This window comes from Bradyrhizobium sp. (genome assembly GCF_030693485.1).
In the GTDB taxonomy this organism is placed as follows: Bacteria; Pseudomonadota; Alphaproteobacteria; order Rhizobiales; family Xanthobacteraceae; genus Bradyrhizobium.
In genome coordinates this window covers 1-11,629 of the sequence record NZ_JAUYAN010000344.1, presented here as the reverse complement: position 1 = coordinate 11,629, position 11,629 = coordinate 1, and the positions used below count along the sequence as shown (strand labels likewise).

Below are 11,629 nucleotides of genomic sequence, written 5' to 3'. Positions count from 1 at the left end.
CAGACCACCTGCTACATCAGCAATTTCGCCGTCGTGATCGGCAACATGCTGGCGGCGCGCGGCCTCGACCGGCCGCCGGCCGATCTGGTCGAGCCGGTCAACATCCGGATCTGGGAAGCTGGCCGGCACACGACATTTGCGGAGCGGGCCCGCATGCAGGCGGTGTTCAATACGACGACCCGCGGCTTCGGTGCGTTTTTCGAGGAGTGGGATATTATCCTGACGCCGATCACGGCGCTGCCGACCCCGAAGCTCGGCACGACGGAGTATCTGACGATATCGGACAATCCATCGGTGCTGGACTGGTTCGGCAATCTGTGGCGCAATTTCGCCTTCACCCCGCTCGCCAATCTCTGCGGACTTCCGGCGATCTCGCTGCCGCTGGCGCAACATGAGAGCGGCTTGCCGCTCGGCATTCAGGCCCAGGCCCGGCAGGCCAATGACGGCCTGCTGCTGCAGCTGGCGGCACAGATCGAGCGCGCTCTCGGCCGGCAGTGGAGCGCGGGGCGGACGCCCCGGGTGCACGTGACCAACGATTGAACGACGATCGCGCCTTTTGCTCGCTTCGCAATATGGCGTAGAACGTTGGTATGTCCAAAGCACCCATCATCACGCAGCTGCCGTTCGAGCAACTCGCCGAGGCCATCAAGGGCAGCCGCTCCGTCTATGGTCACATCAGCGGACTTCGGCTCGACCGCGCCGCCCGCGGCGAGGCGTGGTCGAGCCTGCCCTACCGCCCGGTCTTCGTCGGCGACACCGCAACCGGCGTTCTGCACGGCGGCGTCGTCACCGCCATGCTCGACGAGAGCTGCGGCATGGCCGTCCAGCTCGCGCTCGACGGCACCAGCGCGATCGCCACGCTCGACCTGCGGATCGACTACCAGAAACCGTCAACGCCGGGCCTCGACATCCGGGCGCATTCGATCTGCTACCGCGTCACCCGCTCGATCGCCTTCGTGCGCGCGACGGCCTACCAGGAATCGGAAGACGATCCCGTTGCCACCGCGACAGCCTGCTTCATGGTCGGGGCCAACCGGACCAACATGCTGGACCGGGCGATGGAGCAGCGCACGCTGCCGGTGCTGGAGGCGCCGCAGGACCCCGCAAGCCCGTTCGCCAACAGCCCGTTTGCGCGTTGCCTCGGCATCCGCATCGGCGAGGACGACACGCTGCTGATGCCGTTCTCGCCGCAAATCATCGGCAACCCGATCCTGCCCGCCATCCACGGCGGCATGACCGGCGCCTTCCTCGAAACCACCGCGATCGTGGGCGTGGCGCGCGAACTCGGCGTGTCGTCGCCGAAGCCGATCGGCCTCACCGTCAATTACCTCCGTTCCGGCCGGGCCCTCGACAGCCACGCCAAAGTGTCGATCGTCAAGCAGGGCCGGCGCGTCGTCGCCTTCGAGGCCCAGGCGTGGCAGGACGACCCGGCCAAACCCATCGCCTCGGCGTTCGGGCATTTCCTGCTGAGGCAGGCGCCGGGCGTGGACGAGGAATAGGTCTGTGTCGACCGGATGGACCGTATCGCGACGGTGCTGGGTCGCCGCATCATGCAATGCCTATTCAACCTTGATTCCTGCGGACTTGATCACCCTCGCCCACTTTTCGGTGGCATCCGAGAGGATCGTTCCGAACGCCGCAGGCGAGCCCCCGAGCACTGTACCGCCCAGCTCGACGATCCGGGCCCTGATTTTGCTATCGGCGAGGCCGGCATTGAGCTCCTTGTTCAGCATGTCGATGATGTCGGCCGGGGTGTTCCTGGGCACGCCGATGCCCGCAAAACCGCTGGCCTCATAACCAGGCACGAAATCCGCCATTGTTGGAACGTCCGGCAACACGTCCAATCGGGCCGCGGTCGTGACCGCCAGGGCGCGCAGGCTACCGGCCTTGATGTGTTGGATCGACTCCGACACCGGACTGAAAATCACTTGTATCTGACCGCCGACCAGATCGGTGGTCGCAGGCGCGCCGCCCCGATAGGGGACGTGGACCAAATTCACACCGGCCATCATCTTGAAGAGTTCGCAAGCAATGTTTTGCGGGGTGCCGGGGCCGGCCGAGCCGTAGTTGATCTTGCCCGGGTTGGCTTTGGCGTATGCGATGAATTCAGGGATCGTCGTGGCGGGGACCGACGGATGTACCACGACCACGTAAGCCAGCCGCGCGGCGCAGATAACCGGCGCGATATCCCGGATGAAGTCGAAGCTGAGATTGCTGTAGAGCGCGGAATTGATCGCATGCGGGGTCACGATTTGCAGAAGTGTGTAGCCATCGGCGGGCGCTCTGGCGACCGCCTCGGTTCCGATGTTACCGCTGGCGCCGGCGCGGTTCTCAATGATGAATTGCTGGCCGAGGCGATCCGATAACCATTGACCCATCAGGCGCGCCTGGATGTCGGTAGCCCCGCCGGCGGGAAAGCCGACGATGATCCGCACCGGCCGGGACGGATAGGCTTGCGTCCGCGCAATGCGGGGCAAGGCCGGCAACGCAGCAGCGCCCACGGCCAGATGCAAGAATGTGCGGCGGGGAAATTTCATGATGCTCCCTCCAGGGTCTGCACGGCGTCGAGGAAATGGAATCCAGCCGGACGCCCTGCGGGAACAGACTACACCGGTCTTGTGAGGACGTGGAAGGGGCAACGCCTCCTCGCGGCACGTGGCGGAGATCGGCGTCGGACCAAATGACCGCTTTGCGCCCGCGGTCATTGAGCCGAACCTTCCACCCTTCAATCCCGGCTGTGCGACGATCCCTTGGTTGTGGTAAGGGCGGTAGCCTTGCGACGCGGCAATCATTGCGCGGAGGCCTACCGGGGACGGAATGCTGCTCGTATCCAATCCATCTGCCTGGCGATCTCCAGAGCGCGCCGTGACCGAGCGCGCATCAATCAAATCCAGCCACCACAGCTCCGCCCCTGCGGAGATCGACCGGAGCATCCGCATCCATGACCCATCGAGCCGACGCCATTGCCGCTGACATCGAGGCTTTCATCCGCGCCGAGGTGATCCCCTATGAAAAGGATCCAAGGGCGGGTCCGCATGGCCCGAGCGACGAACTGGTGCAGGAATTGCGCGCCAGGGCACGCAAGGCTGGCGTCCTGACGCCGCACATTCTGCCGGACGGATCACACCTCACGCAACTCGAGACGGCGAAGGCCCTGATCAACTCCGGTCTCTCGCCGCTGGGGCCGTTGGCCTGCAACACGATGGCGCCCGATGAGGGCAACATGTATTTGCTCGGCAAGGTCGGAAGCGCCGAGCAGAAGGCGCGCTTCCTGGAGCCACTGGTATCGGGAAAAGCGCGATCGGCGTTCTTCATGACCGAGCCGGCGGACACCGGCGGTGCAGGTTCCGATCCGTCGATGATGCAGACCACGTGCAGGCTGGACGGCAATCACTGGGTCATCAACGGGCGAAAGAAGTTCATCACGGGGGCCGATGGCGCCAGGGTCGGCATCATCATGGCGAAGTCGGACGTCGGCGCGTGCATGTTCCTGGTCGATCTGCCGGATCCCGCGATCCGCACCCTGCGCGTGATCGATACGATCGATAGTTCGATGCCCGGCGGACATGCCGAGATCGAGATCGAGAACCTTCGTGTTTCCGCCGACCAGATGCTCGGCGCGTCCGGCGATGGTTTCAAGTATGCGCAAATCCGCCTCAGCCCGGCACGCCTGTCGCACTGCATGCGCTGGCTGGGCCTCGCGATCCGCGCCAACGAGATCGCCACCGATTACGCCTGCCGCCGCCATGCGTTCGGAAAGCCGCTGGTCGATCACGAAGGCGTCGGCTTCATGCTGGCGGAGAACCTGATCGATCTCAAACAGTCGGAACTGATGATCGACTGGTGCGCCAGCGTGCTCGATACCGGCTCGCTCGGGACGGCCGAGAGTTCGATGGCCAAGGTTTCGGTGTCGGAAGCGCTGATGCGGGTTGCCGACCGCTGCGTGCAGGTGATGGGAGGCACCGGCGTCTCGACCGAGACGATCGTCGAGCAGGCTTTCCGCGAGATCCGCGCTTTTCGCATCTATGACGGTCCGACCGAAGTCCACAAATGGTCGCTGGCCAAGAAGATCAAGCGCGACTGGAAAGCCGAACAGCATTGAATGGCTGACATGATCGGCTGAAGCAATTGCTCCGCGAACAGCGGCGGCCTAGGATGCCGAAAACGGGCGGAGACCAAATGGCACTCATCAGGACGATCGACACCGGGCTCTATCGGATCCCGCTGAGCGTCAGCCTCTCTGACAGCACCCACGGCGAAATCAACGCCTTCGAATTGATAACCTGCCGTGTCCGCGATTCCGATGGGGCCGAAGGTGTCGGCTATACCTACACCGTCGGCCGCAATGGCGGCGCGATCGCCGATACGCTGCGGAGGGAAATTCGCGAACTGATCGAGGGCCGCGAAGCGGACGACACCGAAGCCATATGGCATCGTGTCTGGTGGGCCCTGCATTATGGCGGTCGCGGCGGACCGACCGTTCTGGCGCTATCGGCGCTCGACATTGCGCTGTGGGACCTGAAGGCGCGCCGTGCCGATGCGCCGCTGTTTCGCCTGCTCGGCGGCTTCGACGCCCGCGTACCCTGTTACGCCGGCGGCATCGACCTCGATCTTTCCGTCGAAGCGCTTCTGCAGCAAACCGACGGCAATCTCGCCAAGGGCTTTCGCGCCATCAAGATGAAGGTCGGCCGACCCGATCTCGCCTCCGACGTCAAGCGCGTGCAGGCGATGCGCGAGCATCTCGGCGACGGCTTTCCTCTGATGGCCGATGCCAACATGAAATGGACGGTCGAGGAAGCCATTCGCGCCGCGCGCGCCCTGCAACCCCTCGACCTGACCTGGCTCGAGGAGCCGATCATCCCCGACGATATCGCCGGTCACGCCCGCATCATGGCTGCCGGCGGCGTGCCGATCGCGGCGGGCGAAAACCTGCGCTCGCTCTGGGAATTCAGGAACTATATTGCGGCCGGCGCCGTGTCGTATCCCGAGCCCGACGTCACCAATTGCGGCGGCGTCACGACCTTCATGAAGATCGCGCGGCTCGCGGAAGCGTTCAATCTGCCGGTGACCAGCCACGGCGCACACGACATTACCGTTCACCTGCTCGCGGCCTGCTCGAACCGCTCCTATCTGGAGGCGCACGGCTTCGGGCTCGACCGCTATATCGAGCAGCCGCTCGTTCTCGACGAAGGCATGGCGTTGGCGCCGGCACGGCCTGGGCACGGCATCACGTTCGACTGGAGCGGGCTGGCGAAAGTCGCGTCGTAGATCGGAGCGGCGTAAGTTCGCCTCGGGCGTTCAAAAAAACAACGGGAGAAAACACGACATGGCAGGCATCCTCGATCGCAAGGTGGCGCTGGTCACCGGTGGCGCCTCCGGCATCGGACGGGCGACTTCGCTGGCGATGGCGCGGGAGGGCGCGCGCGTGGCGGTGGCCGACCGCACCGAGGAGCGCGCGGCTGAAACCGTCGCCCTGATCAACGCGGCCGGCGGCCAGGCGATCGCGATCGGCGGCGACGTCACCCGCGAAGATCAGGTCGCCGCGATGGTGGCGCGCACGGTGGCGGCCTATGGGCGGATCGATTGCGCGTTCAACAATGCGGGCGTCGCCGGTGGATCGGTCGGCCCCGGACGCCAGCGCCTGCACGAACTCAGTCAGGCCTCGTTCGACGCCATGCTGGCGATCAATCTCACCGGCGTGTTCCTGTGCCTGAAGCACGAGATCGCGCAGATGCTGCAACAGGGCGGCGGCGGCGCCATCGTCAACACCGCCTCGATCGCAGGCCTGATCGGTCTGGCGACCTCGGGCCATTATGTGGCGGCGAAGCACGGCGTGGTCGGACTGACCAAGACCGCGGCGATCGAATACGCGCAAGACGGAATCCGCGTCAACTGCGTCAATCCCGGTTACGTCACCACCCCGATGACCGAGGAAGTGGTGCAGACGCGCTTCGATGCCACGATGGCGAAGGTGCCGATGAACCGCATGGGCGTGCCCGAGGAGATCGCGGAGGCTGTGGTCTGGATGGTTTCCGACAAGGCGTCGTTCATGACGGGCGCGTCGCAGGTGGTCGACGGCGGATATTACGCGGCGTAGGGCTTTATCTCAACCCCTCACGCTCACCGCGCGTCCGATCACCGGGCGCGCTGCGACCGGCGGGTTGGCGGTTTGCGCGGCGAGTTCGCCGATCAGGCGGTCGACGTCGGCCGCGATGCTGTCGGGCGCCTGGATCACCAGCCGCTCCAGCGCCCAGCGATACGACGAAATCCGCCGCTCCAGGCTCTGCTGCACCCACTGCACGATCATCGCATTCTCTTCCATCCGCGCCACCGCGTCGTCGCGCTCGCGCGGCGACAGTTCCGATATCAGCTTGAGACTGGCGTTGCGCTTGCGGTCAAGTTCGAGGACCCGGGCGGCGGAAGCAAAGAACGGCTCGAAGCGGGTGATGTCGTTGCGCACATGATCCATCAGGACGGCGTAGCGCGAATTGTGCGAGCGGTGCGGCTCGTCGATCAGCAACCGTCCATAGGCGGTGCGGTCGAAGATCACCGCCTGCCGCCACGGCGACGGCAGCGGCTTGTAGTCGCCGAACACGCTCTTCCAGGCGGGACGCGAATGCGGCGGCTCGATCAGGGGATAGGCATAATCGCGGAGCTGCCGTTCGCCATCGGTGAGCTGGAATTGCGACGCCTTGAGGCCGACGCTTCCCGTCACCTCGGCGCCGAGCCAGCGATGCATGTCGTCGTTGCGCACGTCCTGGCGGGTGCGGCCGAAGTCGCCGCCGCTGCAGCCCCCGAGCGCAGCGCCGAGCAGCAACAGCAGCGGAAACGGCGATCGCCGCCATGCCTGCGATGGGATCCGGATCGGAAGACGCGTCTCCGGCATATTGAATTGTCCCGGGATCAGCGCCGACGGCGGCGGCGGCCGGGAGCGGTGCCCTCTTCCGGTCCGCTGCCACCGCTGGTTTCATCGGGGTTGCGCTCGATCCGGACGGCGGGAAGGATCAGGATGGTGCCCATGCCTGAACGTGGAGCGCCATCGATGGTCGACCCCGGCCGCCGCGAAGCCGCATCTGCCGGAAATTCAATGATGTTGCCCATGTTCGACTCTCTCTGATGGCCGCACTGGCACGCATTGGCCGGCGACACCTCGACATTAAAATCAGGACGTGGTTAACGGCATCTTAATTTCAGCGGCTGGCGCGATCTGGCCGAAGCGTCCGGCAACAGGGCGAATGCGACCGGAACCCTTCACCGGTTGTTTTCCTTAACGAGCTGTTAAAGCAAGCCATGTAAATTGGCGCTGATATTTCTCAGTCGCGTATCCTGACATGACCACACCGCCATTTTTCCCCGGCTTCGATGGGCTGATGACGCTCTCCCGCCGCGAGGGCGTCGATATACGTCCCACCTTGCTGCGCGTGCTGACCGACCTCTACGTTCAGACCCAGGTGCACAGCGATGAGGAAGCGCGGCAGTTCGTCGAACTGACGTCCCGCCTGATCGATGAGGTCGACGACACCACGCGCGCGGCGGTGCGGGCGCGGCTCTCGATCTATCCGGCCACGCCGCCCGAGGTGCTGAGGAGGCTCGGGCTGAAGAAGCAGGATCCCGGTTTGCGCATGCCTGCCGCCGATGAGATTCCCGCCAGTGCCGCCGTTGCGCCGACGGTCACCCCGCCGACCGAAGCGCAAATGCGGATGGCATCGAACCTCTCGATGCAGCCAAAGGACGCCGCCGAGATCAACGACCTGTTTTTCGCGGCCAGCGCCGGCGAGCGCACCCAGATCCTGCATAACCTGGCGGAAACCCCGTTGCGGGCTGCGGCGCGGATTCCTTACATGTGCGCCGCGCGCGCCGTCGAGACGCTGGAGATGGCCGCCTGGGTCGGCGACATCGAGAACTTCACGCTGGAACTCGGCGAAACCCTGATCCTGCCGTCGCGTGTTGCTGCCCAAGTGGTTGGCGATCCCGGCGGCGAGCCGCTGGCCTGCGCGGCAAGAGCGCTGGATATGCCCGGCCCCGTGTTCCAGCGCGTGACGCTGTTTCTCAATCCGCAATTCGCTTCGGTCAATTACGTCTACCGGATGTCGCGCCTGTATGACCGGCTCAGCGAACGCTCCGCCCTGATCATGCTGGCCGCCTGGCGTGGCTCGACCATGGCGGTGGCCCGGGCCAAGTACCGCCCCGCCCTTTACGACGACGAACGCCAGCGCGCGCGCTCGGCGCCGGCCCAGACCCGCCCCGCCGTGCAACCGGGCGTCGCCGCCGTGCCGCGAACCGGCTACCAGGGCTCCGGGCGCTAGGCTCTCGCCAGATCGAGAAAATGCCGTCCTGCCCGGTCCTCGGTCTCGACTACCCAGGCGTCGGGATCGAACTTGATTTCCCGGACCAGGCGCTCTTCCACTGAGGTTTCCGGCACCGGTTGCGGCGACATCGGCGTGAAGATGCGCTCGATCGGCCGGCTGTCGTCATACACCGTCTGCGGCGCCGGTACGTACAGCATGGCGTTGCCGTCGAGCGTGGCGACCTTGACGAACACCGCCCCGGCCTCCTCCGCGCCGCGCCGGCGCACGGCGCCGAACACGCCCGCGGTCTGGCAACGGCGCAAATAGGCCGCCACCCATATGGCTGATTTTAATCGCATGCCATAAGCCTTTGATATTATTTTGTAAAATACAGAGTGGCGAGTACCGAAGCGCACGGCAGCTCCGGTGCTGCGAGCCGAGCCATTCTACTGTTCATGGGGTTGTTTTCGCGATTTTTTTGCAGAGCCCCTGCGGCAGGGGCCGGCGTGCGCTACTCGACCGGCCGGCCGATCATCGCGGTGAGTTCCTTCACCAGCCGATCGGACATCTGCCCGGTCACCGGCAGCTTGCGCTCGCGCTCGAATTTCTGGATCGCGGCCTGGGTGTCGGAGCCGACCGTACCGGTCGGCTTCAACTGGCCGTAGCCATATTCGGTCAGCGTGCGCTGTACCGACGCCACGCGGCGCGCCGCCGGGGTTTGATTTGCGATGGTCTCGTTGCGGGAAGCTGGAATCGGCGCCGGCGGGCGCACGATCGTGGACGGCATGGCCTGCGGCGAAGCTGTCGCCTTGACCAGATTGGTCATCGGATCGCTCTTGGAATCGCTCTTCGAGTCGTTTTTGGCGTCGATCCTGGGCTCGGCGATTCTCATCTCGACGACCCGTGGTTCCGCCGGCAAGGGATCGGTTCGCGCCGCGGCTTCCACCGGGCGTGGACGCGGCAACGGGCTGGGCGCAGAGGCCGCCGCCGGCATCTTCGTCACCGTGCCAAACATCGGCGACGGATGGCGTCCGGCCTGCAGAAACAGCGCGTTGGCGATGATGGCGCTGACCGCGGCAAACGCCAGCAAGCCTGCCACCAGGTCTTTCGGGCTATGCAGCAGGATGCGCATCAAAAGGCCCCGCTCGGCCTCCGCTTCCACGACCGCCGCCCGCGCGCCGCGACGGCGGCGCGGCATGTCTTCGTCATCGCTATGTCTAGGCACTTTTCTTCACCTGATGGGATGGCTCTGGGGTTGCGGACCGCACCGCCGGCGTCAGCGTTGCGATATTGCTGGATGTCTGCTCGGCCCTCGGCGTGAAGGCGAGCGGCAATGCGACGGTCACGGTGGTGCCTTCGTCGAGCTTGCTCTGCACATTAATCTCGCCGGCATGCAGGGCAACCAGGCTCTTCACGATCGAGAGCCCGAGGCCGGTGCCTTCGTGGCGCCGCTGATAGGTCTTGCCGGCCTGGAAGAAGGGATTGCCGATCCGCTTCAGGTCGTCGGCCGAGATGCCGACGCCGGTGTCGCAGACGCGCAGCACCAGCCGCGATCCCTCGACGCCTGCGGACACCGTGACGGAGCCGCCGCGCTCGGTAAACTTGATGGCGTTGGCGACCAGGTTCAGCACGATCTGCTTGAACGCACGGGGATCGCCGGTCATCATGGGCAGATCGTTCGGCGCGCGGGTGACGAGATCGATGGCGTTTTCCCGCGCCTTCAGCGCCAGCAGGTTGCAGCAATTGATCAGGGCGGCGCGCGGCGCGAACGGTTCCGGCGAAATCTCGAAATTGCCAGTTTCCATTTTCGACATGTCGAGAATGCCGTTGACGACCGACAAGAGATGCTGGCCGGAATCGTTGATCAGCTGGGCATATTCCTTGCGCCTGATGGCGTCGATCATCAGCACGTCTTCCTGAACGATCATCTCGGAAAATCCGATGATGGCGTTGAGCGGCGTGCGCAGCTCGTGACTCATGGTGGCGAGGAAACGGGTCTTCGACGCGTCGGCGTGCTCGGCGGCGGTGCGCGCGAGATCGAGCGCCTGCTCCTGGATCTTGCGGTCGGTGACGTCGCGCATCACGGCGACCACCTCGGCTTCGGCTTCGGGCAGCACAGCCGCTTCCGCGGCCTGTTCCAGCGGCCGGCAGCGCATTTCGACCCAGATAAAGTCGACCTGATGGTTCGGGCCCCGCGCGCTGGCACGCGGCACCTCCCGCCTCAGGCGAAATTCGACGCTGCGCGCCTCGCCGCCGCGCACGGCATCCGAAAGCGCGGTGAGATAGGCCGGACGATCGGCGACATGGACGCGGTCGAACAGGCCATGCCCGAGCAGCCGCGACACCGGCACCCCCAGCATCGCCTCCACCGCAGGCGAAATGAACTGCACGGCGCCGTTGCGGCGATGCCGCGAAATTACGTCGCTCATGTTGCGCGCCAACAGGCGATAGCGGTCCTCCTCGACATTGAGCAGCGCCACGCTGGTGCGCGCCAGCGACTCGGCGCCGAAGGCGAGCCCGGCCGCATAGAGCGTCGCCGATGCCACCCCGAACGCCATGAAGATGCTGCGCGAGATCGAATTGGCATCCGGCGGCGCCAACAGGTCGAAATGCCCCGATACGATCAGGGCGGCGGTGCAGACAAGCGTCAGCGCGCAGGCGAACGCCACCGCGCGGCGCGATGCCGACAATGCGGCCTCCAGCGGAACCACGACCAGCCAGATCGCGGCAAAGGATTCGATGCCGCCGGTGGTCATCGCCACCGTCATGACGAGACCGCTCAGCGCCAGCGAGGACAGCACATGCGCGCTTTCGTAGCGGCCGGTGCGCGACAGAAACCATGACAGCAGGATCGGCGCGATCAGCCAGGCGAATGCCGCGACTTCCAGCGCCGTCGGCGCACCTCGCAGCGCCAGATAGACCGGGAATGCCGCGAGGGCCGCCAGGCTGCCGAGCAGCCGCGGCGCCATGAATGCGCGATGACGCGCGCGCGTCAGCGCATCGTAACGCGCGGACGGATGCAGCAACGCGTCGAGGCAATCGCGGATGATATTCAAAACTGTCACGTCTCTCGCGCTTCGGCTTGTTCGTCTCGCAGGTTCTGTTGCTGACGCGCCGGAACGCCCCCTTTATCGTTGCCCCAACCTGTCAGAGCGAACTTAAGCGAACGCTAAGGCGCGCCAGCCCGCGGCCGAAGTCCGTGCCTGCACGGGGTTTCGCCGAGGGTGCGGCGGCTCATTCGATGCAGATGGTGAACGGAGAGTTTCCGGAACCGGCCTCGTATGGTTTCGAAAGGGTGGATGCGACCGGTGGCTGCGGCTTGCCGCCGGAATCGGTCATCA

General features: G+C 65.3%; 12 protein-coding genes. 6 read left to right on the top strand and 6 right to left on the bottom strand.

The window, feature by feature from the left end:
* Positions 1–540 (top strand): amidase family protein (locus tag Q8N40_RS25660; protein WP_305713805.1); only part of this gene is annotated, 540 nt, incomplete at its 5' end.
* 50 nt (positions 541–590) lie between these two features.
* The gene (locus Q8N40_RS25655; RefSeq protein ID WP_305713804.1) at positions 591–1,499 is read left to right on the top strand and encodes a hotdog domain-containing protein; all 909 of its coding nucleotides are present in this window, start codon (positions 591–593) and stop codon (positions 1,497–1,499) included.
* A gap of 60 nt (positions 1,500–1,559) precedes the next feature.
* Here Q8N40_RS25655 and Q8N40_RS25650 read toward each other — a convergent pair whose 3' ends face one another.
* The gene (locus Q8N40_RS25650; protein WP_305713803.1) at positions 1,560–2,537 is read right to left on the bottom strand and encodes a tripartite tricarboxylate transporter substrate binding protein; all 978 of its coding nucleotides are present in this window, start codon (positions 2,535–2,537) and stop codon (positions 1,560–1,562) included.
* Positions 2,538–2,941: 404 nt separating this feature from the next.
* Between Q8N40_RS25650 and Q8N40_RS25645 the strand changes: the two genes are divergently transcribed.
* The 3 genes from Q8N40_RS25645 (at position 2,942) to Q8N40_RS25635 (ending at position 6,097) form a co-directional block, all read left to right on the top strand.
* Positions 2,942–4,102 carry an acyl-CoA dehydrogenase family protein gene (locus Q8N40_RS25645; RefSeq protein ID WP_305713802.1) on the top strand — a complete coding sequence of 387 codons (1,161 nt, stop codon included), beginning with the start codon at positions 2,942–2,944 and terminating at the stop codon, positions 4,100–4,102.
* Positions 4,103–4,179: 77 nt separating this feature from the next.
* Positions 4,180–5,268 carry a mandelate racemase/muconate lactonizing enzyme family protein gene (locus Q8N40_RS25640; RefSeq protein WP_305713801.1) on the top strand — a complete coding sequence of 363 codons (1,089 nt, stop codon included), beginning with the start codon at positions 4,180–4,182 and terminating at the stop codon, positions 5,266–5,268.
* A 58-nt stretch (positions 5,269–5,326) separates the two neighbouring features.
* Positions 5,327–6,097, top strand: coding sequence for an SDR family NAD(P)-dependent oxidoreductase (locus tag Q8N40_RS25635; protein ID WP_305713800.1), 771 nt, complete (start codon positions 5,327–5,329; stop codon positions 6,095–6,097).
* 9 nt (positions 6,098–6,106) lie between these two features.
* Here Q8N40_RS25635 and Q8N40_RS25630 read toward each other — a convergent pair whose 3' ends face one another.
* Both Q8N40_RS25630 and Q8N40_RS25625 read right to left on the bottom strand, forming a co-directional pair.
* On the bottom strand, positions 6,107–6,886 hold the full coding sequence (locus tag Q8N40_RS25630; protein ID WP_305713799.1) for a hypothetical protein: 780 nt from the start codon (positions 6,884–6,886) through the stop codon (positions 6,107–6,109).
* 17 nt (positions 6,887–6,903) lie between these two features.
* A complete protein-coding gene (locus Q8N40_RS25625; RefSeq protein WP_305713798.1) occupies positions 6,904–7,101 on the bottom strand; it encodes a hypothetical protein in 198 nt (65 codons plus the stop codon).
* A 230-nt stretch (positions 7,102–7,331) separates the two neighbouring features.
* Between Q8N40_RS25625 and Q8N40_RS25620 the strand changes: the two genes are divergently transcribed.
* On the top strand, positions 7,332–8,306 hold the full coding sequence (locus Q8N40_RS25620; protein WP_305713797.1) for a DUF2336 domain-containing protein: 975 nt from the start codon (positions 7,332–7,334) through the stop codon (positions 8,304–8,306).
* Here Q8N40_RS25620 and Q8N40_RS25615 read toward each other — a convergent pair.
* From Q8N40_RS25615 to Q8N40_RS25605, 3 genes are all read right to left on the bottom strand, one after another.
* The gene (locus tag Q8N40_RS25615) at positions 8,303–8,647 is read right to left on the bottom strand and encodes a DUF1491 family protein (RefSeq protein WP_305713796.1); all 345 of its coding nucleotides are present in this window, start codon (positions 8,645–8,647) and stop codon (positions 8,303–8,305) included. The genes Q8N40_RS25620 and Q8N40_RS25615 overlap by 4 nt on opposite strands.
* 152 nt (positions 8,648–8,799) lie before the next feature.
* Positions 8,800–9,513 carry a peptidoglycan-binding protein gene (locus tag Q8N40_RS25610; RefSeq protein WP_371135816.1) on the bottom strand — a complete coding sequence of 238 codons (714 nt, stop codon included), beginning with the start codon at positions 9,511–9,513 and terminating at the stop codon, positions 8,800–8,802.
* Positions 9,506–11,353 (bottom strand): PAS domain-containing sensor histidine kinase, encoded by a 1,848-nt coding sequence (locus Q8N40_RS25605; RefSeq protein WP_305713794.1) that lies wholly within the window; start codon positions 11,351–11,353, stop codon positions 9,506–9,508. Before Q8N40_RS25605 ends, Q8N40_RS25610 begins: the two co-directional genes overlap by 8 nt.
* Positions 11,354–11,629 lie beyond the last annotated feature (276 nt).